General features: G+C 69.8%; 22 protein-coding genes. 12 read left to right on the top strand and 10 right to left on the bottom strand.

The annotated features are described in order from the left end of the window. The coding region (locus AC2VOK_RS01395; protein WP_428898882.1) for a WhiB family transcriptional regulator at positions 1-243 on the bottom strand (243 nt) is incomplete at its 3' end. A 361-nt stretch (positions 244-604) separates the two neighbouring features. Here AC2VOK_RS01395 and AC2VOK_RS01390 point away from each other — a divergent pair. The 3 genes from AC2VOK_RS01390 to AC2VOK_RS01380 all read left to right on the top strand — a co-directional run bounded on the left by AC2VOK_RS01390 (position 605) and on the right by AC2VOK_RS01380 (position 2,865). Next, on the top strand, positions 605-1,432 hold the full coding sequence (locus AC2VOK_RS01390) for a hypothetical protein (RefSeq protein WP_428898881.1): 828 nt from the start codon (positions 605-607) through the stop codon (positions 1,430-1,432). 82 nt (positions 1,433-1,514) lie between these two features. Next, positions 1,515-2,090, top strand: a complete 576-nt coding sequence (locus AC2VOK_RS01385; RefSeq protein WP_428898884.1) for a sigma-70 family RNA polymerase sigma factor — start codon at positions 1,515-1,517, stop codon at positions 2,088-2,090. Then, on the top strand, positions 2,083-2,865 hold the full coding sequence (locus AC2VOK_RS01380) for an anti-sigma-D factor RsdA (RefSeq protein ID WP_428898880.1): 783 nt from the start codon (positions 2,083-2,085) through the stop codon (positions 2,863-2,865). Before AC2VOK_RS01385 ends, AC2VOK_RS01380 begins: the two co-directional genes overlap by 8 nt. Positions 2,866-2,877: 12 nt before the next feature. On the opposite strand, the gene AC2VOK_RS01375 is transcribed toward AC2VOK_RS01380, so the two are convergent. After that, positions 2,878-3,291, bottom strand: coding sequence for a DUF5319 domain-containing protein (locus AC2VOK_RS01375; RefSeq protein WP_428898879.1), 414 nt, complete (start codon positions 3,289-3,291; stop codon positions 2,878-2,880). A gap of 182 nt (positions 3,292-3,473) precedes the next feature. Between AC2VOK_RS01375 and guaB the strand changes: the two genes are divergently transcribed. Both guaB and AC2VOK_RS01365 read left to right on the top strand, forming a co-directional pair. Then, entirely contained in the window at positions 3,474-5,072 is a 1,599-nt protein-coding gene (gene guaB, locus AC2VOK_RS01370) for an IMP dehydrogenase (RefSeq protein ID WP_428898878.1), read from the top strand. Positions 5,073-5,092: 20 nt separating this feature from the next. After that, positions 5,093-6,220: a GuaB3 family IMP dehydrogenase-related protein gene (locus tag AC2VOK_RS01365; protein ID WP_428898877.1), complete on the top strand. Its 1,128-nt coding sequence runs from the start codon at positions 5,093-5,095 to the stop codon at positions 6,218-6,220. 61 nt (positions 6,221-6,281) lie between these two features. On the opposite strand, the gene AC2VOK_RS01360 is transcribed toward AC2VOK_RS01365, so the two are convergent. Together AC2VOK_RS01360 and AC2VOK_RS01355 are read right to left on the bottom strand one after the other, a co-directional pair. Next, positions 6,282-6,686, bottom strand: a complete 405-nt coding sequence (locus AC2VOK_RS01360; RefSeq protein ID WP_428898876.1) for a type II toxin-antitoxin system VapC family toxin — start codon at positions 6,684-6,686, stop codon at positions 6,282-6,284. Beyond that, positions 6,671-6,931: an antitoxin VapB family protein gene (locus AC2VOK_RS01355; protein ID WP_428898875.1), complete on the bottom strand. Its 261-nt coding sequence runs from the start codon at positions 6,929-6,931 to the stop codon at positions 6,671-6,673. The genes AC2VOK_RS01360 and AC2VOK_RS01355 overlap by 16 nt, the downstream gene beginning before the upstream one ends. A gap of 201 nt (positions 6,932-7,132) precedes the next feature. Here AC2VOK_RS01355 and AC2VOK_RS01350 point away from each other — a divergent pair, with 201 nt between their 5' ends. Then, positions 7,133-8,878 (top strand): GMC oxidoreductase, encoded by a 1,746-nt coding sequence (locus AC2VOK_RS01350; protein WP_428898874.1) that lies wholly within the window; start codon positions 7,133-7,135, stop codon positions 8,876-8,878. A 6-nt stretch (positions 8,879-8,884) separates the two neighbouring features. Here the strand turns inward: AC2VOK_RS01350 and AC2VOK_RS01345 are convergent, their stop codons facing one another. The 3 genes from AC2VOK_RS01345 to AC2VOK_RS01335 all read right to left on the bottom strand — a co-directional run bounded on the left by AC2VOK_RS01345 (position 8,885) and on the right by AC2VOK_RS01335 (position 13,078). Beyond that, positions 8,885-9,811: a TauD/TfdA dioxygenase family protein gene (locus AC2VOK_RS01345; protein ID WP_428898873.1), complete on the bottom strand. Its 927-nt coding sequence runs from the start codon at positions 9,809-9,811 to the stop codon at positions 8,885-8,887. A gap of 106 nt (positions 9,812-9,917) precedes the next feature. Continuing rightward, complete coding sequence (locus AC2VOK_RS01340; RefSeq protein ID WP_428898872.1) at positions 9,918-12,284, bottom strand: glycoside hydrolase family 65 protein; 2,367 nt, start codon at positions 12,282-12,284, stop codon at positions 9,918-9,920. Further along, positions 12,281-13,078, bottom strand: coding sequence for a beta-phosphoglucomutase family hydrolase (locus AC2VOK_RS01335; RefSeq protein WP_428898871.1), 798 nt, complete (start codon positions 13,076-13,078; stop codon positions 12,281-12,283). Before AC2VOK_RS01335 ends, AC2VOK_RS01340 begins: the two co-directional genes overlap by 4 nt. 98 nt (positions 13,079-13,176) lie before the next feature. Between AC2VOK_RS01335 and guaA the strand changes: the two genes are divergently transcribed. The 4 genes from guaA to AC2VOK_RS01315 all read left to right on the top strand — a co-directional run bounded on the left by guaA (position 13,177) and on the right by AC2VOK_RS01315 (position 18,304). Then, on the top strand, positions 13,177-14,745 hold the full coding sequence (gene guaA / locus AC2VOK_RS01330) for a glutamine-hydrolyzing GMP synthase (protein ID WP_428898870.1): 1,569 nt from the start codon (positions 13,177-13,179) through the stop codon (positions 14,743-14,745). A 120-nt stretch (positions 14,746-14,865) separates the two neighbouring features. After that, positions 14,866-15,798 (top strand): LLM class flavin-dependent oxidoreductase, encoded by a 933-nt coding sequence (locus tag AC2VOK_RS01325; protein WP_428898869.1) that lies wholly within the window; start codon positions 14,866-14,868, stop codon positions 15,796-15,798. Positions 15,799-16,004: 206 nt separating this feature from the next. Then, positions 16,005-16,706 (top strand): hypothetical protein, encoded by a 702-nt coding sequence (locus tag AC2VOK_RS01320; RefSeq protein WP_428898868.1) that lies wholly within the window; start codon positions 16,005-16,007, stop codon positions 16,704-16,706. A gap of 38 nt (positions 16,707-16,744) precedes the next feature. Further along, positions 16,745-18,304 carry a DNA polymerase Y family protein gene (locus tag AC2VOK_RS01315; RefSeq protein WP_428898883.1) on the top strand — a complete coding sequence of 520 codons (1,560 nt, stop codon included), beginning with the start codon at positions 16,745-16,747 and terminating at the stop codon, positions 18,302-18,304. 19 nt (positions 18,305-18,323) lie between these two features. On the opposite strand, the gene AC2VOK_RS01310 is transcribed toward AC2VOK_RS01315, so the two are convergent. Next, positions 18,324-19,337: a nucleoside hydrolase gene (locus AC2VOK_RS01310; RefSeq protein WP_428898867.1), complete on the bottom strand. Its 1,014-nt coding sequence runs from the start codon at positions 19,335-19,337 to the stop codon at positions 18,324-18,326. 69 nt (positions 19,338-19,406) lie between these two features. Beyond that, positions 19,407-20,108, bottom strand: coding sequence for a histidine phosphatase family protein (locus tag AC2VOK_RS01305; protein ID WP_428898866.1), 702 nt, complete (start codon positions 20,106-20,108; stop codon positions 19,407-19,409). 125 nt (positions 20,109-20,233) lie between these two features. Here AC2VOK_RS01305 and AC2VOK_RS01300 point away from each other — a divergent pair, with 125 nt between their 5' ends. After that, complete coding sequence (locus AC2VOK_RS01300; RefSeq protein WP_428898865.1) at positions 20,234-21,106, top strand: MaoC/PaaZ C-terminal domain-containing protein; 873 nt, start codon at positions 20,234-20,236, stop codon at positions 21,104-21,106. A 67-nt stretch (positions 21,107-21,173) separates the two neighbouring features. Here the strand turns inward: AC2VOK_RS01300 and otsB are convergent, their stop codons facing one another. Continuing rightward, positions 21,174-22,406, bottom strand: coding sequence for a trehalose-phosphatase (gene otsB / locus AC2VOK_RS01295; RefSeq protein WP_428898864.1), 1,233 nt, complete (start codon positions 22,404-22,406; stop codon positions 21,174-21,176). Between the two features lie 96 nt (positions 22,407-22,502). Between otsB and AC2VOK_RS01290 the strand changes: the two genes are divergently transcribed. After that, positions 22,503-25,103, top strand: a 2,601-nt coding sequence (locus AC2VOK_RS01290; protein ID WP_428898863.1) for an error-prone DNA polymerase, incomplete at its 3' end; no start/stop codon positions are given.

Raw genomic sequence — 25,103 nt, 5'->3', positions numbered from 1 at the left:
TTCGGACAGGCCGCCCCACACGCCGTAGGGCTCACCGACGTCGAGGGCGTGGGAACGGCACTGCTGAATGACCGGGCACTGCCGGCACATCTCCTTGGCGCGCTGCTCGCGCTGCATGCGCGCGCGGCCTCGCTCCCCGTCGGGATGAAAGAACATCGATGAGTCAACCCCGCGGCACAGGCCCTGGAGTTGCCAGTTCCAGATGTCGGCGTTGGGCCCGGGTAGCTGCTCAGGCTGTGGCATTGGCTTGTTCCCTCTCCGCACGGCACGCCCAGTTGAGGTCGAGTTCGAGAAGCGTCCGAAAAGCGTTTGCGCAAACGAAATGAGGCGGCGTCACCGATGACAACCCGTCACCGCTAAACGTAAGGGTGGCGGTGAATTTCCGTCAATAGCCACTGAGGCCGGCAAAATAAGGAAGCGTTCGGACGGATTTTACTTCGTGTTCATCTGTATCGTATTTCACGAACGGGCCGGGTGCTACCAGGCACTTGGCCGAATCGAGATCTTCCCAGGTCAGCGCTGGGGGAATGGCACCAGGCAATTAGTGATGCCGCGATAGCGATTAACATTTCGGTAACACAACGCCCACGAACTGTTTACTACTATGGCCGTGATTGAGACTTATCACACTTCCGTGATCGACCGAACGTTGGCCGATGCCGCCTTTGGCGATGATCCAGGCCGGTGGCCGTTGCCCACGGCGACCACTCCGGAGCAATTGTGGCTGCGCGCGGTCGCGGCCGGCGGGCAGGGTCGCTACGGCAGTGCCTACCGTGATCTCGCCCAGTTGCGGCGCAGCGGCGCGGCGGGGCGCCTGATCTCGCTGGCCCACAGCGCGCAGGGGTCGTTTCTGCGCCAGCTCGGATGGCACACCCTGGCACGGAGGTGGGACGGGCGGGCCCTGGCGTTGGCGGCAACGGACCCCGAGGCCTGCGCCGACGCGCTGACCGGGCTCGCGGCCGACGCCCTGGGCGTCGGCCGCCTGGCGGCCGCGGCGGCGTTGCTGGCCCGCATGGACGCGGTGCTGGAGCCGGTGGCGGTGGTGCCCGACCGGCTCGCCGTACGCAGGCGGTGGGTTGCCGCCGAGCTGGCGATGGCCTCCGGCCACGGCGATGTCGCCGTCCGCCACGCCGGCGAGGCGGTCGAGCTGTCCCGGGCGATGGCCGTCGCATCAGCGCGGCACCGGGTCAAAAGCGATGTCGTGCTGGCCGCCGCCAGGTGCAGCGCCGGTGCCACCGAGGATGCCCGGCCCGTGGCGGAGGCCGCGCTCGACGAGGCGGCGCGGCTGGGGTTGACGCCCCTGCGATGGGCGCTGGCATGCTTGCTCATCGATATCGGCAGCATCACGTTTGGGGCACGGGAATTGTACGAAATCCGCGATATCTGCGCAGCTCAGGTGCGACGCGCCGGTGGAACGTGGCATTCCGATTGAATGGGCGTTCGCCCGCTATTGTCATGGCGTTGGTAAGCCCCGGGGATGTGTCCGGTTCGTAACGTTGGAGATACCGCCGTCGATGACAAATCAAGGGGATCGTCTCGACGCTGCGGTGGCCGAGGCCGTCGCGGGGGACCGGAAGGCTCTACGGGAGGTGCTGGAGACCATCCGCCCGATAGTGTTGCGATATTGCCGCGCGCGAGTCGGCACGGTCGAGCGAGGTGGTCTGTCGGCCGATGACGTGGCTCAGGAGGTGTGCTTGGCCACCATTACGGCGCTGCCCCGCTACCGCGAACGAGGGCGGCCCTTTCTGGCCTTTCTCTATGGGATCGCCGCTCACAAGGTCGCCGACGCCCATCGGGCGGCGGGCCGCGATCTCACCTATCCGTCGGAGACGGTGCCCGAGCGCTGGTCGGCCGAGGCGGGCCCGGAGCAGCGGGCCATCGAGGCCGACTCGGTCAGCCGGATGGGCGAGTTGCTGGAAATCCTGCCCGCCAAACAGCGCGAAGTCCTGATTCTGCGCGTCGTAGTGGGCTTGTCCGCCGAGGAGACCGCTGCGGCCGTCGGTAGCACGACAGGCGCGGTGCGGGTGGCCCAGCACCGCGCGCTGACGCGACTCAAATCCGAAATCGTTGCGGCAGGTGACTATGCGTGAGTTTGGACGTGGACTCGGCGACCAACCGGGTCTGGACGAGTTCGCCCGCACCGACGTGCTGCTCGACGCGCTCGCCGAACGTCTGCCGGTCGATCTGCCCGATCGCGACGATCCCGACGACGCGGCGCTGGCCCTGCTGCTGGAGGACTGGCGCGACAACTTGCGGTGGCCGCCGGCCAGCGCGCTGGTGTCTCCGGAAGAAGCCGTCGAGGCGCTGCGCACCGGGATAGCGGAACGCCGCCGCAGTCGGCGCGGCCTGGCGACGATCGGGTCGGTGGCCGCGGCACTGCTGGTTCTCAGCGGATTCGGCGCACTGGTGGCCGAAGCCCGTCCGGGGGACGCGCTCTATGGTTTACATCAGATGGTCTTCGACCAGCCACGCGTGAACGACGGCCAGATCACGTTGTCCGCCAAGGCCGAGCTGGCCAAGGTCCAGGAGATGATCGACCAGGGACAGTGGGACCAGGCGCACGAACAGCTGGCCGAGGTCAGCACTGCCGTGCAGTCGATGAACGACGACGCCAGCCGCCAGGATCTGATGGACCAGGTCGACCTGCTCAACACCAGGGTCCGGTCGCGCGACCCGAAAGCGACGCTGCCGCCCCGGTCCGGGGGGCCGGGCGTCTCGCCTCCGGTGTCCAAGACTCCGGAGGCCTCGGTGGTTCCGCCGCCCGAATCGGGATCGAGCCTGTTGCCTGCGCCGTTCTCCGGCTCTCACCGGCACCACGTGCAGATCATCGCGCCCGGAACGGGGGAGCCGCACGGCACTCCCTGACCGGGGTGCGGATCAGTGCAGCCGGGGGTACCCGTCGGCGTCCGACGTCGCTTCGTTGAGGGATGCGTCGGCGTATCCCCGGCAGTAATCCCACGTCACGTAGGAATCGGGCTCGGGGTCGTACGCGGGCTCGTGCGGCCGGACGGTGCCGTCGATCAAGAGCTGCAGCAGGTTGGCCCGCAACATGTCCCAGTCGTGGTAATGGTCTTGCTGGCACTCGTCACAGCAGACCATGAGTCCGCGAATACCCTTGTGCGCCAACAGTGCCTCGTACACGGCCAGGTCCGCCAGGTCTGCCTCGACAGCCACCCGCTCCTGCTGGTCCAGTGGCTGACCGGGCTCTACGTCATCCAGAACCGCCGACGGGTCACAGGGATCATCGGCAAACGGGTCAGGCGGCAAACCCGGGGGGAGGTGGTCGCGCACCCCTCTAGGGTACGCACGCCCACAATGGGAACGCCAGCAGCCGCTTCACGGCGCGCATCGTCACCGGCCGGGTTGGATTGGCCGGTTCCTCCTCGCGCCGCTTCACGGCGCGCATCGTCACCAGCCGGGAGCGAGCCGATAGGATGGGTGTCTTACTTCGCATGCGTATGGAGGCCTCACCGATGTCCCGTGGCATGTCCCACCTGGAAGACAGTTCCGACCTGGTCGCGAGTCCGTATTTTCGCGGCGGCCTGACGGAGAACTCGGTGCCGACCGGGGGCGACAATCCCAACAAGGTAGCCATGTTGGGGCTGACGTTCGACGACGTCCTGCTGCTGCCGGCGGCGTCCGACGTGGTGCCCGCCGCGGCGGACACCACCAGCCACCTCACCAGGAAGATCAGACTGAAAGTGCCGCTGGTCAGTTCAGCGATGGACACGGTGACCGAGTCGCGGATGGCCATCGCGATGGCGCGAGCCGGCGGAATGGGTGTGCTGCACCGCAACCTGCCTGTTGCCGAACAGGCCGGCCAGGTCGAGACGGTCAAACGATCCGAGGCGGGCATGGTCACCGATCCGGTCACCTGCCGGCCGGACAACACCCTGGCGCAGGTCGACGCGATGTGCGCACGGTTCCGGATCTCCGGCCTGCCGGTGGTCGACGACTCCGGCGCGCTGCTCGGCATCATCACCAACCGCGACATGCGGTTCGAGGTCGACCAGACCAAGACGGTCGCCGAGGTGATGACCAAGGCCCCGCTGATCACCGCCCAGGAAGGGGTCAGCGCCGACGCTGCGCTGGGCCTGCTGCGCCGCCACAAGATCGAGAAGTTGCCCGTGGTCGACGGTCATGGTCGGCTCACCGGCCTGATCACCGTGAAGGACTTCGTCAAGACCGAGCAGCACCCCCTGGCGACCAAGGACAAGGACGGCCGGCTACTGGTGGGGGCCGCGGTCGGCGTCGGTGGCGATGCCTGGGTGCGGGCCATGATGCTGGTCGACGCGGGCGCCGACGTACTGGTCGTCGACACCGCGCACGCCCACAATCGGCTGGTGCTCGACATGGTCGGCAAGCTCAAAATCGAGGTGGGCGACCGAGTCGAGGTGATCGGCGGCAACGTGGCCACCAGGGCCGCCGCCGCCGCACTGGTCGAGGCCGGTGCCGACGCGGTGAAGGTCGGTGTCGGGCCTGGGTCGATCTGCACGACGCGCGTCGTGGCCGGTGTGGGCGCACCGCAGATCACGGCGATCCTCGAGGCGGTCGCCGCGTGCGGGCCGGCGGGCGTGCCCGTCATCGCCGACGGAGGGCTGCAGTACTCCGGCGACATCGCCAAGGCACTGGCCGCCGGTGCGTCGACGGCAATGCTGGGATCGCTGCTGGCCGGCACCGCCGAAGCGCCCGGCGAACTGATCTTCGTCAACGGCAAGCAGTTCAAGAGCTACCGCGGGATGGGATCGCTGGGCGCCATGCAGGGCAGGGGTGGGGCCGGAGCTCCAGGCAGGTCCTACTCCAAGGACCGCTACTTCGCCGACGACGCGCTCTCGGAGGACAAGTTGGTCCCCGAGGGCATCGAGGGCCGCGTGCCGTTCCGCGGCCCCCTGTCGTCGGTGATCCACCAGCTGACCGGTGGGCTGCGGGCCGCCATGGGCTACACGGGCTCGTCCACCATCGAGGCCCTGCAGCAGGCGCAGTTCGTCCGGATCACCGCCGCCGGACTCCGCGAAAGCCACCCGCACGACGTCGCCATGACCGTCGAAGCACCCAACTACTACGCCCGTTAGAAAGCTCGCTGGATATCCACATGGTCGAGATCGGGATGGGCCGCATCGCGCGCCGCGCCTATGAACTCAGCGAAGTCAGCATCGTGCCGTCGCGCCGCACCCGCTCGTCGAAGGACGTGTCGACGACCTGGCAGCTCGACGCCTACCGGTTCGAGATCCCGGTGCTGGCCCATCCGACCGACGCGTTGGTGTCGCCGGAGTTCGCCATCGAACTCGGTCGGCTCGGCGGGTTGGGAATCCTCAACGGCGAAGGCCTGATCGGGCGGCACGCCGACGTCGAGGCCAAGATCGCTCAGCTCGTCGAGGCCGCAGAGAAGGAGCCCGAACCCTCGGCCGCGGTACGGCTGCTGCAGGAACTGCACGCGGCACCGCTGGACCCGGAACTGCTGGCTGCCGCGGTGGTCAGCATCCGCGAGGCCGGCGTCACCACGGCGGTGCGGGTGAGCCCCCAGAACGCGCAATGGCTGACGCCGGTGCTCGTCGCGGCCGGCATCGACCTGCTGGTCATCCAGGGCACGATCGTGTCCGCCGAGCGGGTGGCCAGCGATGGCGAGCCGCTGAATCTGAAGACCTTCATCTCCGAGCTCGACGTGCCCGTGGTCGCCGGCGGCGTGCAGGACCACCGCACCGCGCTGCACCTGATGCGCACCGGGGCCGCCGGCGTCATCGTCGGCTACGGCTCCACCCGGGGCGTGACCACCACCGACGAGGTGCTGGGCATCAGCGTCCCGATGGCCACCGCGATCGCCGACGCCGCCGCCGCGCGGCGTGAATACCTCGACGAGACCGGCGGCCGGTACGTGCACGTGCTGGCCGACGGCGACATCCACACCTCCGGTGAGCTGGCCAAGGCGATCGCCTGCGGTGCCGACGCGGTCGTGTTGGGCACGCCGCTGGCCGAGTGCGCGGAGGCGCTGGGCGGCGGATGGTTCTGGCCGGCGGCGGCGGCGCACCCGTCGTTGCCACGCGGGGCGCTGCTGCAGATCGCGGCCGGCGAGCGCCCGCCGATGGAACGCGTCCTGAACGGGCCCTCCGACGACCCGTTCGGCAGCCTCAGCCTGGTCGGTGGCCTGCGCCGGTCGATGGCGAAGGCGGGATACTGCGACCTCAAGGAATTCCAGAAGGTCGGCCTGACCGTCGGGTGCTGAGGTGCTCAACTCATCGCGGGGCAGCCTCAGTGCGCGGTGGCCGCGCTTTACGCCTTGAACGTCAACGGTATTGGACGATGCCGAGCCCGTCGATTCGCCGGAAATCCGCGACGTTCGCGGTGACGATCGGGATGCCCAATTGCAGGCTCGTGCAACCGACCCAGAGATCATTGGCACCGATCAGTTCGCCACGGTGCCGCAGCGCCCTTGCCACTCTTGCGTAGACCAACGCTATCCGGTCATCTACCGGAACGACCGCGTGTCCCGTGCGCATGGCGGTGATGATCGGGTCGTCGGCTTGGTCGAATCCTTCGGCGAACTCGCCTAACGCGATCGTTGAAAGGAACAACTCGGCATCCGGCGAGCGTTTGAGCACCTGGTGCGCGGCACCGTCGTCGTCACCGGCAGATCTCTCCCGTTGCAGATCGATGAGAAATGTCGTGTCGACGCTTAGTTTGAGCGCCATTGGTCCGGCGGCGGTGTGTCGGCGTGTTGCGCTTCGTCGAGGCGCCTGAGAACGTGGTCGCCCACCGCCGGTAGGGCGTCGAGTGCGTCGAGAAGCGCTGCCGCCGTGGGAACTTCGTTGCGCCAGTGCGCACGCTTGATGACGCGGGAAAATGATTCGTTCGGTGTGCGCCGAGCGGCCCGAAGGCGCTCATAGGCATCGAGGTCGATCGATATTGTCTTAGTGGCCACTCTGCATGTATACATGCATGGTTTTGTGTATTCAAGGTGACAGCCCCGGGCTGGACTCGTCGGTCCCGCGACCACCACACAGAGATTCGGGTAGCGGGCTTCGGGTGGCGGGCTTCGGGTAGCGGGGATGGTGAACGCAGCGTCAACGTTTCGTGGACAACGCGGCGATGGGTGACCCGGTTACCAGGCGGATGTAAAGCGGTTCATACTGCACCGGTGAATCCGGATTACGACGTCTTGATCATCGGCTCGGGTTTCGGCGGCAGTGTCAGCGCGCTGCGGCTGACCGAAAAGGGCTACCGGGTAGGGGTATTGGAGGCCGGCCGCCGCTTCGCCGACGAGGAGTTCGCCCAGACGTCCTGGGACCTGCGCAAGTTCCTGTGGGCGCCGAAGCTGGGCTGTTACGGCGTCCAGCGCATCCATCCGCTGCGCAACGTGATGATCCTGGCCGGTGCCGGGGTGGGCGGCGGCTCGCTGAACTACGCGAACACCCTCTACGTGCCGCCGGAGCCGTTCTTCGCCGACCGGCAATGGTCGCACATCACCGACTGGCGCGGCGAGCTGATGCCGCACTACGACCAGGCGCAGCGAATGCTGGGCGTGGTGAAGAACCCGACCTTCACCGACGCCGACCGGGTGCTCAAAGAGGTGGCCGACGACATGGGCTGCGGCGACACGTTCGTGCCGACCCCGGTCGGGGTGTTCTTCGGTCCCGACGGCACCAAGGCGCCGGGACAGACCGTCCCGGATCCGTATTTCGGTGGTGCCGGCCCGGCACGCACCGGCTGCCTGGAGTGCGGCTCGTGCATGACTGGCTGCCGCGTCGGCGCCAAGAACACGTTGGTGAAGAACTATCTGGGCCTCGCCGAATCCGCCGGGGCGCAGGTGCTTCCGATGACGACGGTGAAGGGTTTCGAGCAGCGCTCCGACGGACTATGGGAGGTACGCACCGTGCGCACCGGAAGCTGGGTGCGACGCGACCGACGCACGTTCACCGCCTCGTACCTGATCCTGGCCGCGGGCACGTGGGGTACCCAGCACCTGCTGTTCACGATGCGCGACCGGGGCAAGCTGCCGCGTCTGTCGGGCCGGCTGGGCATGCTGACCCGCACCAACTCCGAATCGATCGTCGGTGCGGCCCGCCTGCAGGTCTCGCCGGACCTCGACCTGACCCACGGGGTGGCGATCACGTCGTCGATCCATCCAACCGCCGACACCCATGTCGAACCCTGTCGCTACGGCAAGGGCTCCAACGCGATGGGCCTGCTGCAAACCCTGATGACCGACGGCACGGGCCCCGGCGGCACCGACGTGCCACGCTGGAAACAGTTGCTGCAGCAGGCCTCCGAGGACCCGCGTCGCATGCTGCGCATGCTCAACGTCAGTCACTGGAGCGAGCGCAGCCTGATCGCCCTGGTGATGCAGCACCTGGACAACTCGATCACCACGTACACCAAGGGCGGCAAGCTGGGCCCGTTTCATTGGCGCCGGTACTCCAGCAAGCAGGGGCACGGCGAGCCGAACCCGACCTGGATCCCGGTTGGCAACGAGGTGACGCGCCGCATTGCCGCCAAGGTCGACGGCGTCGCCGGCGGCACCTGGGGCGAACTGTTCAACATCCCGCTGACCGCGCACTTCCTGGGCGGCGCGGCGATCAGCGAGGATCCCGCGCACGGCGTCATCGACCCTTACCACCGAGTTCACGGCTACCCGACGCTGTATGTGGTGGACGGCGCCGCCATCTCGGCGAACCTGGGCGTCAACCCCTCGCTGTCCATCACCGCGCAGGCCGAGCGGGCCGCCTCGCTGTGGCCGAACAAGGGGGAGAGCGATCAGCGACCGCTGCAGGGCGACACCTACCGGCGGTTGGCACCGATCGTGCCGAGACACCCTGTGGTGCCGGCCGATGCGCCGGGCGCGCTGCGCTGGGGGCCGGTCGAGCAGGTCGGTTCCGCGGGCTGAGGCGGGTCAGCTTGCGATTGCCCCGGAGCCGATCGCCTCGAGCGGTGCGCCGCTGAGTACCCGGCTGCGTTCCCCGTGCACGTTGACCGGGACATCGCCCATCAGGGTGACCCGGTGCATCAGTCGGGGCTGGTCGTCGTAGTCGTCGATCGCCCGGTGCTGGGTGGCGCGGTTGTCCCAGATGGCGACGTCGCCCGCCTCCCAGTTCCAGCGAATCGTGTTCTCGGGCAGCGTGATCCGTCGCTGTAGTAGTTCCAGTAGCGCGCTGGACTCGTAGCCGTCCAAACCGACGAAGCCGCGGGCGAAGTCCCCGGCCAGCAGTGTGCGCTCGCCGGTCTCGGGGTGCACCCGCACCACGGGGTGCTCGGTCTGGAAGTCGCGCTTCTCGAAGGCCTGCCGGAACGCCCGCTGCGCGTCGGTCATTGTCTTCTGGGCCGCGTGGGCCTCGGCGGTGACGTAGTCATAGCGGTTGGTGTGCAGCGCCCACAGGTTCTCGGCGAGGCATCGCAGCGGCTCGGGCAGCTGCTCGTAGGCGGCCGCGGTCGATGCCCACAGGGTCGAGCCGCCGTAGGTGGGCAGGGCGACTGCCCGCAGGATCGACGCCGCGGGGTAGTTGGCGGCGAAGGTGATGTCGGTGTGCCAGCGGTTGGCCTTGCCGTACTCGGAGTTGATCGGCGTGATGACCGGTGCGTCCTTGGCGGCCAGGACCGAGGCGGCGGGGTGGGCGATCGGCGTGCCCAACAGGCCGGCGAATGCGAGCTGCTGCGCGTCGTCGAGGTGGTGCTGGCCGCGGAAGAAGATCACCTTGTGGGTCAGCAGGGCGCGGTGGATCTCGTCGACCACGCCGGGGTCGAGCTCGCCGCCGAGGCGCACCCCGTCGACCCGCGCACCGATGCGGCTGCCCAGTTTCGTGACGCTTACCTGGTCTGTCATTGCTGTCGTCCTTGGCCGAAGTCCGATGTAGTCAGATGACTACATCGATAACGATTAGTGTAGCTACCGAATGTGGGACGGGCAACAGTCGGCTCCGGGACGCTTCCTACTTGCTGCGAGCCAGCGCGCGCCGGTGCATGGGCGTGCGGCCAGCCGGTTGCGACGGCGGTGCCAGCAGGGGCTTGCGGGTACGCACCGCGATCGTCGTGGGCGCGTCGGTGCTCAGGGTCATCTCCTGGCCGGCGTGCCGGATGGTCAGCTCGCCGCCGGGCCCGTCGTGCACCGTGTACGTGACATCGGAGTGGTTGACGTCGACGGTCAGGCGGAAATCCCGCCAGCGCAGCCGGAACCGCAGCCGGGTGATGCCGTCGGGCAGTTGCGGATCCAGTGACATGATGCCCTCGTCGTCGCGCAGGCCGCCGAATCCCACGACCAATGCCGTCCAGGCACCCGCCAGCGAGGCCATGTGCAGCCCGTCGCGGGTGTTGTGATGCAGGTCGCGCAGGTCGATCAGCGCGGCCTCGTAGGCGTAGTCGTGAGCCAGGTCCAGGTGCCCGACCTCGGCGCACAGTACCGCCTGGGTGCACGCCGACAACGACGAGTCGCGCACCGTGCGCCGCTCGTAGTAGTCGACGTTGCGGGCTTTCTGTTCGGGGGTGAACGCGTGGCTGCGCAACTGCATGGCCAGCACCAGGTCGGCCTGCTTGATCACCTGGGCGGGGTAGAGCTGTACGTAGGGGTAGTGCAGCAGGAGCGGGTAGGTCGTGTTGGCCTCGAAGTCCCACTCGGCGAAGGTGGTGAAACCCTCGCACTGCTGGTGCACGCCCAGTTCGTCGTCGTAGGGGATGTTGATCGCGGCGGCGGCGTCGCGCCAGGCGGCTGTCTCCTCGGTGGTGACGCCGAGCGCGTCGGCGGCCTCGGGATGGCGGTTGCAGGCCTCGGCCGCGGTGACCAGGTTGTGCGCCGCCATCAGGTTCGTGAACACGTTGTCGCGCACGATCGCCGTGTACTCGTCGGGACCGGTCACCCCGTCGAGATGCCAGACGCCGTGCCGGTCGTGATGGCCGAGCGAGAGCCAGAGCCGCGCGGTCTCGACGAGCACCGTCAGGCCGCACTCCTTTTCCAGCGACTCGTCCCCGGTGACGATGCGGTAGCGCTCGAAGGCCATGGCGATGTCGGCGTTGATGTGGAAGGCCGCCGTGCCGGCCGGCCAGTACCCCGAGCATTCCTGCCCGCGGATGGTCCGCCACGGGAAGCTCGCCCCGCGCAGGCCCAGCTCGGTGGCCCGCTCCTTGGCGTACCTCAGCGTCGACGCCCGCCAGCGCAGCGCGTCGGCGACCGCGTGGGGGGCGGTGTAGGTGAGCACCGGCAGCACGTAGCTCTCGGTGTCCCAGAAGGCGTGGCCGTCATAACCCGTCCCGGTGAGCCCCTTGGCCGGGATCGCCCGCCGTTCGGCGCGGGCGCTGGCCTGCAGCAGGTGGAAGAGTCCGAACCGGACCGCCTGTTGGGACTCGGGGTCGCCGTCGACCTCGACGTCGGCGTTGTCCCAGAACTCGTCGAGGTAGGACCGCTGCGAATCCAGCAGCCCCTGCCACCCGCTGTAGCGGGCGCTGTGCAGCGCGGCGGCCACCTGGTCGCGCAGAGCCGGGCGGGAACGCAACCTCGACCAGCCGTACGCCAGGTATTTGACGATCCGCAGCTTCTGCCCGGGGCGCAGCCCGCAGATGATGGTGGTCCGGGCCAGGTCGGGACGCGCGTCGGTGCTGATCTCGACCCGCCCGGGAACCTCGACCTCGTGATCCATCGCGGCGGCCATCATCAGGGCGCTCGAGCGGGTCCGGTGCATGAGCAGCGCCCCGCACTCGGTGTTCTCGTGTTCGACGGCCTCGAGCGGGTGGTCCAGGATCGCCGACACCCGCGGGTCACCCGAGGTCTCCGGTAGGTCCTCGTTGGTCACCAGCTCCGACTGGACCGTCACTCGCACGAACTCCTCGACGGCCTCGACGGTGTACTCGACGGCCGCCACGCCGCGCTGTGTCAGCGACACCAGCCGGGTGGACACCAGCTTGATCTGCTTGCCCGCCGGCGAGCGCCAGTGCGCCGTCCGGCACAGCGTCCCGGCGCGCAGGTCGAGGGTCCGCTCGTGGGAGAGCAGGGCGCCGTAGCGGACGTCGAACGGCTCGTCCTCGACCAGGAGCCGGAAGATCTTGCCGTTGGTGACGTCGACGAGCGTCTGGCCGGCCTCCGGATACCCGTACCCGGCCTCGGCGTAGGGCAGCGGCCGCACTTCGTAGAACGAGTTCAGGTAGGTGCCCGGCAGGCCGTACGGCTCGCCCTCGTCGAGGTTGCCGCGCAACCCGACGTGCCCGTTGGACAGGGTGAACAACGACTCGGACTGGGCCAGCAGGTCCAGGTCGAGCCGGGTCTCGCGGACCTGCCACGGTTCGACCGGGAACGATTCGTCGGTGATCATGATCGCAGCAGATCGCCGAGATCGGTGATGACGACGTCGGCGCCGCTGCTGCGCAGGCCGTCGGCCTGGCCCACCCGGTCGACACCCACCACGTAGCCGAAATCACCGGCCCGGCCGGCCGCCACGCCCGACAGCGCGTCCTCGAACACCGCCGCCGCCTGGGGCTCCACACCGAGCAGCTGGGCCGCGCGCAGGAACGAATCCGGGGCGGGCTTGCCGGCGAGGTGCTCGTCACGCAGCGTGCAACCGTCGACCCGCTGCTGGACGAACCGGTCCAGGTCGGCGATCTGCAGGACGTCGTGGGCGTTGGCGCTGGCCGACACCACGGCGATGCCCAGCCCCGCGGCCGAGACCGCCTCCAGATAACGCCGCGACCCGTCGAAGACCGCGACGCCATCCTCGTGCAGGACCTTCTGGAACATCGCGTTCTTGCGGTTGCCCAGGCCGTACACCGTGTCGGCGTCGGAGGGATCGTCGGGACCGCCGTCGGGCAGCTCGATCTTGCGGCTGGCCAAAAACGACCGGACCCCGTCCTCGCGCGGCTTGCCGTCGACGTAGCGAAGATAGTCGGCATCCGGGTCGAAGGGGACGAACTCCTCGCCCGTGCGCTCGGCCCGCTGCGACAGGAAGGCGTCGAACATGGTCGTCCATGCCTTGGTGTGGACGCTGGCGGTATCGGTGAGCACACCGTCCAGGTCGAACAGGCAGGCATGGACCTTCTCTGGCAGGCCGAGCCCTGGGCTCACGGCGGACCTCACTCTCCTGGTGTCGGGGACCGGTTGGGCCCCACCCACTCCACCATGCCTCACCCCATGCCGCCACCGGGTGACCCGGCGTGGCGCGGCACGGTGGCGCACCGGTCGCCCGACCGGCGCCCACTAAACTTTGCGGCGTGACGAAACCTGGTGATGGGGCGCCGCGGCCGGTGCTGGTGATCGACTTCGGTGCGCAGTACGCGCAGTTGATCGCCCGCCGGGTTCGCGAGGCGCGGGTCTTTTCCGAGGTCGTCCCCCACACCGCCGCGCTCGAGGAGATCAGGGCGCGCCACCCGCTGGCGCTGGTGCTGTCCGGCGGGCCGGCCAGCGTCTACAGCGATGGCGCTCCGCGGATCGACCCCGCGCTGTTCGACCTGGGGGTGCCGGTCTTCGGCATCTGCTATGGCTTCCAGGCCATGGCGCAGGCCCTCGGGGGGACCGTCGCCCATACCGGCACCAGTGAGTACGGCCGCACCGAGTTGACAGTGACGGGCGGGCAGCTGCATTCGGGCCTGCCCGCGACCCAGCCGGTGTGGATGAGCCACGGCGACGCGGTCACGGCCGCGCCGGACGGGTTCGAGGTGGTGGCCAGCAGTCCGGGCGCCCCGGTGGCAGCCTTCGAGAACGTCGAGCGGCGCCTGGCCGGGGTGCAGTACCACCCGGAGGTGATGCACAGCCCGCATGGGCAGCGGGTGCTCAGCCGGTTCCTGCACGACTTCGCCGGGGTCGGCGCGGACTGGACGCCCGCCAACATCGCCGGTGCGCTGGTCGAGCAGGTGCGCGAACAGGTCGGCGACGGCCGGGCGATCTGCGGACTGTCCGGCGGCGTGGACTCGGCCGTGGCCGCCGCGCTGGTGCAGCGCGCCATCGGCGACCGGTTGACCTGCGTGTTCGTCGACCACGGGTTGTTGCGCGCCGGGGAGCGCGAGCAGGTGCAGCGCGATTTTGTCGCCGCCACCGGCGCCAACCTCGTCACCGTCGACGCGGCGGACACCTTCCTGGCCGCGCTGACGGGGGTGCACAATCCCGAGGGCAAACGCAAGATCATCGGCCGCCAGTTCATCCGGGCGTTCGAGGGCGCGGTGCGCGACATCGTGGGCGATACCGACTCGCGGGTCGACTTCCTGGTGCAGGGCACGCTGTATCCCGACGTGGTGGAGTCCGGTGGGGGCAGTGGCACCGCCAACATCAAGAGCCACCACAACGTCGGCGGCCTGCCCGACGACCTGAAGTTCACGCTCGTCGAGCCGCTGCGGCTGCTGTTCAAAGACGAGGTGCGGGCGGTGGGGCGCGAGCTGGGTCTGCCGGAGGAAATTGTGGCGCGCCAACCGTTTCCGGGGCCAGGTCTGGGTATCCGCATCGTCGGCGAGGTGACCGAGGCGCGGCTGGAGACGTTGCGGCGCGCCGACTCGATCGCGCGTGAGGAGCTGACCGCGGCCGGCCTGGACAACCAGATCTGGCAGTGTCCGGTGGTGTTGTTGGGTGACGTCCGCTCGGTCGGGGTGCAGGGCGACAACCGCACCTACGGGCACCCGATCGTGCTGCGGCCGGTGTCCAGCGAGGACGCCATGACCGCCGACTGGACGCGGGTGCCCTACGACGTGCTGGAGCGCATCTCGACCCGCATCACCAACGAGGTGGCCGAGGTCAACCGCGTGGTGCTCGACATCACGAGCAAACCGCCCGGCACGATCGAGTGGGAGTAGAACGGCCGGCGCGACGGACTGCCCGCCTTCGCGCGACAATCGCCGCGGTCCGCGTGCCCGTTTTCCGGCGGCGCGGCACCCGTGGTGGGTGTGGTGTTCCGGGCGCGGAAAGGTGAAGCCATGACCACACTCGACATCGGTGTCTACGTGCCGCAGATGGGGTTCACCTATTCCGACGTGCTGCACCGCGCGCTGCGCTGCGAGGAACTCGGCATCGGCTCGGTGTGGCTCTACGACCACATGTACGGGCCCGGCGCACCGACGATTCCGTCGCTGGAGGCCTGGACGCTGGCGACCGCACTGCTGGCCCGCACCGAACGGCTCCGCGTCGGACACATGGTGCTGTGCAACCAGTTCCGCCACCCCGCGGTGCTCGCCAAGATGGCCACCACGCTCGACCAGATCTCGGGCGGGCGGCTCGAACTCGGCCTGGGCAGCGGTTCCATTCCCGACGAGCATCTGCGAATGGGCTTGCCGTGGGGCACTTTCCGCGACCGTTCCGAGCGGCTCGGTGAGGCGCTCGAGATCCTCACCCAGGCGTTCGCCGTTGAGTGGGTCGACTTCACGGGCAGGCACTACACGGTCGAGGACATGCCGATCGTCCCCGGAGCGCTGCAGAAGCCGCGTCCGCCGATCGTCGTCGGCGGCGTGGGGGAGAGGTACACGCTGCCGCTGGTCGCCCGGTACGCCGACGTGTGGAACGTGCCCACCTATGCGCTGGCCGAGCTGGAACGCAAACGCGACGTGCTGCGCGCCTGCTGCGCCGACATCGGACGCGACCCGGCCGACATCGTGTTGTCGGTCGAGGCCGTCATGGCGCTCGCGCCCGACGACGCGACGCTGCCCGAGGTCCGCGCGGCGGCCGAAAAGCGTTTCGGTGCGCCGGCGTTCGGGCTGCAGGAGGGCGGCCTGATCGGCACCGCGCCGCAGATCGTGCACCGCATCCAGGAACTGCAGGAGCTGGGCTTCGGGCAGATCGTGCTGTTCACCCATGATCGCGGCAGCGACCCGACGCTGGAACTGCTGGCGTCGCGGGTACTCGGCGCGCTCTGACCGGGTCGGCCACCGAGGCGCCGACACAACGCTGCTCAAAAGCACCATCAGCCACACCGGCACCGAGTGCATGAAGCCGCCTCTCACGGTGCTTGACGGTTGGCTTGACGGCTGTCGGAGGGCAGGTGTTTACTCGCGATATCGAACATACTTTCGAATATGGGGAACGGGCGAATTTAGGGCATGGGCGAATTTGGGGAATGGGTATGATACCGGCTTTCGCCTCCGATCGGCGTCGGGAAAATCGCGCCGAACAGCTCGAATCGCTTCGCCGGCGGATGGCTGTGATGTCCGGGAAGACGTCCGGGAAGGCGTCGTTGTCCGGGAAGGCGTCCGGGAAGGCCGTCGCCGACGACCCGCTGCCCGAGTCGGGATCCCGGCTGGCGCTCCCGCAGTGGCTGGCGGATTCGCTGCCGGTGGCGTTGCCGCGGGGGACGGTGGCGGTGCTGTCGGGGGCGCGGTCGCTGCTGCTGGGCGTGGTGGCCGCGGTCACGGCGGCCGGAGGCAACGCGGCCATCGTCGGCCAGCCCGACATCGGGTTGCTGGCCGCCGTGGAGATGGGTGCGGACCTGAGCCGGATCGCGGTGATACCCGATGCCGGAACCGATCCGGTGGAGGTGGCCGCGGTGCTCGTGGACGGCATGGACCTGGTGGTGCTCGGCCTGGGCGGGCGGCGGGTGCCCCAGACGCGGGCGCGGGCGGTGGTGGCGCGCGCCCGCAACAAGGGCTGCACCCTGCTGGTCACCGACGGCGAGTGGCAGGGGGCCCCGACCCGGCTCGCGGCCCGGGTCTGCGGTTACGAGCTGACGGCTGGGGGCCGGCCGGGCCTCGGGCGCATCGGCAGGGTGCGGCTGCAGGTCGGCGGGGTGTGCGCGGGCCGGACGGTCGGCCGGGCGCGGACGGGGTGATTCCGGTGGCTTCTTCCCGGGTGCTGGCGATCTGGTGCATGGACTGGCCCGCGGCCGCGGCAGCGGTGTCCGCGGACCTGTCCGCGACGGCCCCGGTCGCGGTCACGCTGGCCAACCGGGTGATCGCCTGCTCGGCGGCCGCTCGTGCGGCGGGGGTGCGCAGGGGGCTGCGCCGCCGGGAAGCGGCGGCCCGCTGCCCGCAGCTGCACGTGGCGACCGCCGATGCAGACCGCGACGCCCGCCTCTTCGAAGCGGTGATCGCGGCGGTGGACGATCTGGTGCCCCGCGCCGAGGTGCTGCGTCCCGGGCTCGTGGTGCTGCCGGTGCGCGGGGCCGCCCGCTATTTCGGGTCCGAGCAACAGGCCGCCGAGCGGCTGATCGACGCGGTGGCCGTGAGTTCAGTGGCCGGCGCCGAGTGTCAGGCCGGGATCGCCGACCAGCTGTCCACCGCGGTCTTCGCCGCGCGCGCGGGCCGGGTCGTCGAGGCCGGGGGCGACGCGAAATTCCTGTCGGCGCTGTCGATCCGCCAGCTCGCCGCCGAACCGAGCCTGGCCGGGCCGGGCCGGGGTGAGTTATCGGATCTTTTGTGGCGGTTGGGGATTCGCACCATCGGGCAGTTCGCCGCGCTGCCTCGCCCCGACGTGGCCTCCCGGTTCGGTGCCGAGGGCGTCACCGCGCACCGGTTTGCCCGCGGCGAGCCCGAGCGGGCGCCGTCCGGGCAGCAACCGCCGCCGGAGTTCGAGGCCGTGCTGGACTGCGATCCGCCGATCGACCGGGTCGATGCCGCGGCGTTCGCGGGCCGATCGCTGGCGGACACGCTGCATCGGCAGCTGATGGCTGCCGGGGTGGGATGCACCCGGCTGGCCATCCACGCCGTCACCGCCTGCGGCGAGGAACGCAGCCGGGTCTGGCGGTGCGCCGAGCCGTTGACCGAGGACGCCACCGCCGACCGGGTGCGCTGGCAGCTCGACGGGTGGTTGAGCGCCCGGAATGCCCGGGCCGGTCCGACGGCACCGGTGACACTGCTGCGGCTCCGGGCCGTGGAGGTGGTGTCCGCCGCGGCGCTGCAATTGCCGCTGTGGGGCGGGCCGGGCGAGGATGACCGGCTGCGGGCCCGCCAGGCGCTGGTGCGGGTGCAGGGCCTGCTGGGTCCGGAGTCGGTGCGGGTGCCGGTGCTCTCGGGTGGTCGCGGGCCGGCCGAACGCATCACGTTGATCCCGCTGGGCGACGAGCCGGTGCCGCGGGCAGACCCCGGCCCGCCGTGGCCCGGCCGGCTGCCCGAGCCGTCTCCGTCGGTGTTGCTCGACGAGGCCGTGGAACTGCTTGACGGCCAAGGAAAGCCGGTGCGGGTGACCGGCCGTGGGCTGTTCTCCGCCGATCCCGAGCGAATGATCGGCGGCGGCATTCAGGGCGCCGACGAGCGGCTGTGCTGGTGGGCCGGCCCGTGGCCGGTCGACGAGCGGTGGTGGGACCCCGACCGGGGCGCCACCGGGGCGGGGAACCGCACCGCCCGCGCGCAGGTGCTGCTGGAAAGCGAGCGGGCGCTGCTGCTGTGTTATCGCCGCCGGCGCTGGTACCTCGAGGGAAGCTACGAATGACGCGTCGGGGGCAGGTCTCTCAGGCCAACCGGCGTGCGAACGCCCCGACCCGTTCGACGAACCGGTCGAAGAACGCCGCCTCATCGACGTGAACGCCGATGAGCGCATTGGGTTCTCGGTGCTTCGACCAGTCGGTCACGGTCATGCCGCGGGTGTGCGCGCCGGTGAGTTCGACGTCCACCGTGGCCGGGCGCGCCGTGACGAGTTCGGGTTCGAGCGCCGCCGCGACGGCCAGCGGGTCGTGCAGATGAGCGGCGAACCCGTGGCCGTTGTCGTGGTAGGCCTCCAGGTAGAACCGCATCGCGTCCTCGACCAGCCGGATCAGCGGGTTGGACGCCGTCGACCGGGTGCCGCGCGCGTCGCTCGCGCTCATCGGAGTGGTCGTCGACCCCGCGGCCGCCGCCAGCCGCACGAGGTGATCGGGCGTCATCGCGACGGTGCGGGTCAGGTCGAGCCCGCACAGCACCGGCAACGACCCCGGCGGGTTGCTCCACGCCGCGAGCACCTCGGCGGCGGCCTCGGGATCCACGCTCATGTTCCATTCCGCCACCGGGGTGACGTTGCCGCGGTGGTCGTAGGAGCCGCCCATGATCACCAGCCGGCGCAGCAGTGTCGGCAGCGCGGGCTCGGCACGCAGCGCCAGCGCCAGGTTGGTCAACGGGCCGGTCGCCACGCCGATCAGCTCACCGGGGAAGGCGTGCGCCGCGCGCACCCACCCCGTCGCGGCGTCGTGGCCGGTGAGCTCGAGACTGCTCGGCGGCAGGTCGGCGTACCCCAGCCCCCGGGGGCCGTGCACCTTCGAGGGCGAGCGTATCGGTGCGGTCAGGGCGGCGCCGGACCCTTTGGAGACCGGCACCCCGCCGACCCGGCACAACTCGAGTAATCCCAGGTTGTTCTCGCAAACCTGTTCCACCCCAACGTTTCCGCCGGTCGAGGCGATGCCGACCAGGTCAGCACCGGGGGTGCCCAGCAGGTAGAGCAACGCCAGCGCGTCGTCGACACCGGTGTCGACGTCGACGAATACCGGGTCCATCGACGTAAGACTACCTGCGCGCTCACGGCCACCGAGACGCCATGATGACTACCGTGAATCGGGTGGTGATCAGTTGGCGACGTTGCGGATGCCGTCCCAGTCCACCAGCGTCCAGCCGGTGACCGGGTTGCCGGTGAGCACCACGCGGCCGACGTTGGACAGGGGATGTTTGGTCAGCAGGCTGTCCCTACCGTTCTTGGCGTTCATCAGCGTCCACACCATGATCGCCGACCCCTGGGTGACGACGACGGGTTTGGCGTGGCCGTCGCTGTAGATCTTGCGGACGGCGGCGGTGAACCGGGAGTTGAACTCGTTGCCGCTGGTGGAACCCGGGACGCTGACCTGCCGGTCCCCGTTGAGCCAGTCCGCCGGCGCCAGCAGGTACGTCGAGGCGGCCATCGTCTCGGGTTTGCCGTTGTACCAGCCGGCGTTGATCGGCCGCAGCCCGTCGAGGACCTCGACCTGTGTGCCCATCTCGGCGGCCAGGGGCGCGGCGGTCTGCTGCGCGTCGGCCGCGTCGGAGGCGTAGACGGCGTCGAAGTCGTGACGGCCGTGCGCCACCTGCTGGGCCTGCCCCTTCCCGTCGGGGCTCAGGCCGGGGCCCGGGATCGAGGTGTCGATGAGCCCGTCGGATTCTGCCTGTGACTGGGCGTTGCGGACGAAGGTCAGGGTGATGCTTCGCGCCTGCGGGGCGCCACCGCCGCAGGCCCCGACGACGAACGCCGCGACAAGGACGGCCACCGGCTTCCAGATCTTGGTGCGCGTGGACATGGCGATAGCCTGCCCTGCCGACACCACCGGTGGGAAGGGTTTGGGATGGTTGGGTGCAGAAAAGCCTCGATTTTTGCGACAGCTTCGATTCCCAACAGAACATTCCCGAGAGAATGGAGAGCCCCATGGCGATTGACCCCGGTGCCGTCGGCGCGGTGAGCGAACCGATGGAGTTCACCTGGACCGACCGGGACACCATGCTGTATGCGCTCGGCGTCGGCGCCGGCGTCGACGACCTGTCGTTCACCACCGAGAACAGCCACGACATCACCCAGCAGGTGCTGCCCACCTACGCGGTCATCTGCTCCCCGGCCTTCGCGGCGGCGGGCAAGATCGGGACGTTCAACCATGCCCTGCTGCTGCACGGCTCCCAGGGCATCCGGCTGCACGCGCCCCTGCCGCCGGCGGGCACGCTGTCGGTGGTTTCCGAGGTCGCCGACATCCAGGACAAGGGGGAGGGCAAGAACGCCATCGTCGTGCTGCGCGGCCGGGGTACCGACCCCGCGTCGGGCAAGCTGATCGCCGAGACGTTGACCACGCTGGTCATCCGCCAGTCGGGCGGGTTCGGCGGGCAGCCGGGTGAGCGGCCGGTCGCCCCGCAGGTTCCCGACCGCGAACCCGACGCGCGCATCGCGCTGCCCACCCGCGCGGACCAGGCGCTGATCTACCGGCTCTCCGGGGACCGCAACCCGCTGCACAGCGACCCGTGGTTCGCCCGGGAGCTGGCCGGGTTCCCCAAGCCGATCCTGCACGGGCTGTGCAGCTACGGGGTGGCCGGGCGCGCGCTGGTCGCCGAGCTGGGCAAGAACGTGGCCGCCAACGTCACCGCGATCGACGCGCGGTTCACCTCGCCGGTGTTCCCCGGCGAGACGCTGACCACGCTGATCTGGCGCACCGAACCGGGCAGGGCGGTGTTCCGCACCGAGGTGTCGGCCCCGGACGGCTCCGACGTGCGGGTGGCGCTGGACGACGGCGCGGTGGAGTTCGTGACGGGTTAGGTCGCGACGGCCTGAACGTCAGGTCGGCGTTTGATGCCAACCAGCAGGAATAACTCAAGGCCACAAGTCAATTCGCGTGAGTGTCAGAAAGCCGGCGCGCCAGCCGGTCGGTGAACTCGCTCACCGCTGCGGGACTGTCCAGCCCGAACAGCGCCGCGGTGGCGCGGTCGCCGTCCTCGTCGTGGCGCACCAGGATGGGCACACCGTCGTCGCGCACCGCGTCGAACGCGTCCTCGTCGGTGATGTCGTCGCCCACATAGATCGGCGTCAACGCGTCGGGGCCGGCCCGGTGCAGGTGCTCGAGCACCCAGCGCAGCGTCTTGCCCTTGTCCCAGTCGATGTCCGGGCGCAACTCGATGACCTCGCGGCCGGTGGTCACCCGCAGCGCGCTGTGCCGGCCGGCCGCGCGCACCGCCGCGGCCACCTCGCCGACACGGTCACGCGCGGCGTTGCGGTAGTGCACAGCCACCCCGAATCGCTTGTGCTCCACCACGACTCCGGGAATCGAGCTGAGCCGCTCGCGCAGTTCGCCGGCGGCCCGCTCCAGCACCGGGATGGCCGCCGCGGCGGCGTCGTTGTGGTGGTGTGTCCCGTCGGGTGCGGTGAGTTCGAACCCGTGGCTGCCGGCGTACCAGATTCCGGGCACGCCGACACGCCGTGTCACGTCGGCCAGGTCGCGGCCGGACAGCACGGCGACCGGGCACTGTGCGGCCAACTTCTGCAGCGCCGCCGTCGCGCCCGCGACGGGCCGGGCCGCGTCCGGGTCGTCGACGATGTCCGACAGTGTGCCGTCGAAGTCGTAGAACACCGCCGGGTTGGGTGGCGGATCCAGGGCTTGCGCCGCGTCGGGAAGCTGCGACATCCGGCGGTCCCCGGTGCGCACCGTGACCTCACCGACGTCGGTGACCACCGCGTCGGCGCCGGCCTCGTCCAGCGCGTCACGGCGCCCCGTTCGGTCTTCTGCCTTGAGGACGCCGATGACCAACGCGAAACCGCTGTCGCGCGCGGCCGTGACTCCGGCGACGTCGCGCGCGACGACGGCGCACCGGCCCGGCCGCACGTGCAGGCGCTCGGCTGCTCCGACGGGGCCGTCAGCCCGCGCGGCGAACAGGTCCGCCGGTGCGTCACGGTGGTCGTCGGGCGTGAAGACGGCGGTGCCGAGCCCGACGTCGTGCAATCGGCGCACCAGTGTTGCCGCGGGCTCCAGCGCGGTGCCCCCGGCATCGGTCACCGCGTCGAGGTCGAACAGGACGGCGTCATGGCGGCGTGGGTCGATGACGACCGGCTCCAGCGTGTGCACGGCCCCACTTTCTCACGGTGACCGGCGCCGTGCTCGCGTGAGCGGGGTGGTGAATCCGCCGCGTGTATCGAACGTATATTCGATAAGCTGATCCGTGTGGGCTGGTCTGGCGGGCCGCCGAGCTGGGCGGAGATGGAGCGGGTGCTCGACAGCAGGCCGCGCCACGGCGGCGCGCCCCCGCAGGCCGGCCGGGAGGGTCCTCAGTCGCGCAAGCGCGCGGCGTACCACGCACCCGACGGCGGATGGGGAGCACGCTCGCCGGTCCCGTACGCCGAATTGCACGCGCATTCGGCGTTCAGCTTTCTCGACGGCGCCAGCACCCCGGAGGAGCTGGCCGAGGAGGCGGCCCGGCTGGATCTGCGCGCTTTGGCGCTCACCGACCACGACGGGCTGTACGGGGCGGTGCGGTTCGCCCAAGCCGCCGCTGAACTCGACCTGCACACCGTGTTCGGGGCCGAGCTGTCGTTGGGACCCGGGGCCCGCACCGAGGCGCCGGATCCGCCCGGTCCACACCTGCTGGTGCTGGCCCGCGGCCCGGAGGGCTACCGGCGGCTGTCCCGGCAACTGGCCGCCGCGCACCTGGCCGGCGGGGAGAAGGGTAAGCCCCGCTACGACTACGACGCGCTGACCCACGCCGCGGGCGGGCACTGGCACATCCTGACCGGATGCCGTAAAGGGCATGTACGCCAAGCGCTTTCGATCAAAGGCCCAGAGGCCGCCGAGCGGGCGCTGGCCGACCTGGTGGACCGGTTCGGCGCGAACCGGGTCAGCGTCGAGCTGACCCACCACGGGCAGCCGCTCGACGACGAACGCAACGCCGTGCTGGCCGGGCTGGCAGGACACTTCGGGGTCGGCGTCGTCGCCACCACGGGGGCGCATTTCGCGGGGCCGTCGCGCGGACGGCTGGCCATGGCGATGGGGGCGATCCGAGCCCGACAGTCCCTGGATGCCGCCGCGGGCTGGCTGGCCCCACTCGGCGGTGCGCACCTGCGCTCCGGTGAGGAGATGGCCCGGCTGTTCGCGTGGTACCCCGAGGTGGTGAGTGCCGCCGCCGAGCTGGGGGAGCAGTGCGCATTCGGGCTGGCGCTGATCGCGCCGCGGTTGCCGCCGTTCGAGGTTCCCGACGGGCACACCGAGGACAGCTGGCTGCGGCAGCTGACCATGACGGGTGCCCGTGACCGCTACGGGCTCCCCGCGGCGGCCCCCCGCGCGTACGCCCAGATCGAACACGAGTTGAAAGTCATTTCTCAGCTGACGTTTCCGGGCTACTTCCTGGTGGTCCACGACATCGCCCGGTTCTGCCGGGACAACAACATCCTGTGCCAGGGCCGGGGATCGGCGGCCAACTCGGCGGTCTGTTACGCCCTTGGCGTCACCGCCGTCGACCCGGTGGCCAACGAGCTGCTGTTCGAGCGGTTCCTGTCGCCGGCCCGCGACGGGCCGCCCGACATCGACATGGACATCGAGTCCGATGAGCGCGAGAAGGTCATCCAGTACGTCTACGACCGCTACGGCCGCGACTACGCCGCCCAGGTTGCCAACGTCATCACCTACCGGAGCCGGATCGCGGTGCGCGACATGGCCCGCGCGCTGGGCTTCTCCCAGGGCCAGCAGGACGCCTGGAGCAAGCAGATCGGTCATCGGAACGGGTTTGGCCCCGACTCGAACGGACAGTCGCCGGACATAGACGGCATCCCGGCGCAGGTGATCGAGCTGGCCAACCAGATCGCCAACCTGCCCCGGCACCTGGGCATCCACTCCGGGGGCATGGTGATCTGCGACCGGCCGATCGCCGACGTGTGCCCGGTCGAGTGGGCCCGCATGCCGGGCCGCAGCGTCCTGCAGTGGGACAAAGACGACTGCGCGGCAATCGGTTTGGTCAAGTTCGACCTGCTCGGGCTGGGCATGCTCTCGGCGTTGCACCACGCCATCGACCTGGTGGCCGAACACAAGGGGATCGAGGTCGACCTGGCCGCCCTCGACCTGTCCGAGCCGGCGGTGTATGAGATGCTGGCCCGCGCCGACTCGGTCGGCGTGTTCCAGGTGGAGTCGCGCGCGCAGATGGCCACGCTGCCGCGGCTGAAGCCGCGCATCTTCTACGACCTGGTGGTGGAGGTCGCGCTGATCCGCCCGGGCCCCATCCAGGGCGGCTCGGTGCACCCCTATATCCGCCGGCGCAACGGCATCGACCCGGTTGTCTACGACCACCCATCCATGGTGCCGGCGCTGCGAAAGACACTGGGGGTGCCACTGTTTCAGGAGCAGCTCATGCAGCTCGCGGTCGACTGTGCCGGTTTTTCCGCCGCCGGGGCCGACCAGCTGCGCCGTGCCATGGGCTCCAAGCGCTCGACCGAGCGCATGCGACGGCTGCGCGATCGCTTCTACGACGGCATGCGCGCGCTGCACGGCGCTCCAGCTGAGGTGATCGACCGGATCTACGAAAAAATCGAGGCCTTCGCCAATTTCGGCTTCCCGGAAAGCCACGCGCTGTCCTTCGCGTCGCTGGTGTTCTACTCGGCGTGGTTCAAGCTGCATCACCCGGCGGCGTTCTGCGCGGCGCTGCTGCGCGCCCAGCCGATGGGCTTCTACTCGCCGCAGTCGCTGGTGGCCGACGCGCGCCGGCACGGCGTGGCGGTGCACGGCCCGGACGTCAACGCCAGCCTGGCCCACGCCACGCTCGAGAACACCGGCACCGAG

The organism is Mycobacterium sp. TH-M116 (assembly GCF_057473685.1).
This window is presented reverse-complemented; position numbering and strand designations above follow the sequence as displayed.

Coding starts and splice junctions, on each gene's coding strand:
- AC2VOK_RS01380 (WP_428898880.1), top strand. CDS start 2,083: ATGCGTGAGTTTGGACGTGGACTCGGCGACCAACCGGGTCTGGACGAG.
- AC2VOK_RS01300 (WP_428898865.1), top strand. CDS start 20,234: ATGGCGATTGACCCCGGTGCCGTCGGCGCGGTGAGCGAACCGATGGAG.
- AC2VOK_RS01365 (WP_428898877.1), top strand. CDS start 5,093: ATGGTCGAGATCGGGATGGGCCGCATCGCGCGCCGCGCCTATGAACTC.
- AC2VOK_RS01310 (WP_428898867.1), bottom strand. CDS start 19,337: ATGGACCCGGTATTCGTCGACGTCGACACCGGTGTCGACGACGCGCTG.
- AC2VOK_RS01305 (WP_428898866.1), bottom strand. CDS start 20,108: ATGTCCACGCGCACCAAGATCTGGAAGCCGGTGGCCGTCCTTGTCGCG.
- AC2VOK_RS01325 (WP_428898869.1), top strand. CDS start 14,866: ATGACCACACTCGACATCGGTGTCTACGTGCCGCAGATGGGGTTCACC.
- AC2VOK_RS01385 (WP_428898884.1), top strand. CDS start 1,515: ATGACAAATCAAGGGGATCGTCTCGACGCTGCGGTGGCCGAGGCCGTC.
- AC2VOK_RS01390 (WP_428898881.1), top strand. CDS start 605: ATGGCCGTGATTGAGACTTATCACACTTCCGTGATCGACCGAACGTTG.
- AC2VOK_RS01360 (WP_428898876.1), bottom strand. CDS start 6,686: ATGGCGCTCAAACTAAGCGTCGACACGACATTTCTCATCGATCTGCAA.
- AC2VOK_RS01345 (WP_428898873.1), bottom strand. CDS start 9,811: ATGACAGACCAGGTAAGCGTCACGAAACTGGGCAGCCGCATCGGTGCG.
- AC2VOK_RS01315 (WP_428898883.1), top strand. CDS start 16,745: ATGGACTGGCCCGCGGCCGCGGCAGCGGTGTCCGCGGACCTGTCCGCG.
- AC2VOK_RS01355 (WP_428898875.1), bottom strand. CDS start 6,931: ATGTATACATGCAGAGTGGCCACTAAGACAATATCGATCGACCTCGAT.
- guaB (WP_428898878.1), top strand. CDS start 3,474: ATGTCCCGTGGCATGTCCCACCTGGAAGACAGTTCCGACCTGGTCGCG.
- AC2VOK_RS01320 (WP_428898868.1), top strand. CDS start 16,005: ATGATACCGGCTTTCGCCTCCGATCGGCGTCGGGAAAATCGCGCCGAA.
- AC2VOK_RS01340 (WP_428898872.1), bottom strand. CDS start 12,284: ATGATCACCGACGAATCGTTCCCGGTCGAACCGTGGCAGGTCCGCGAG.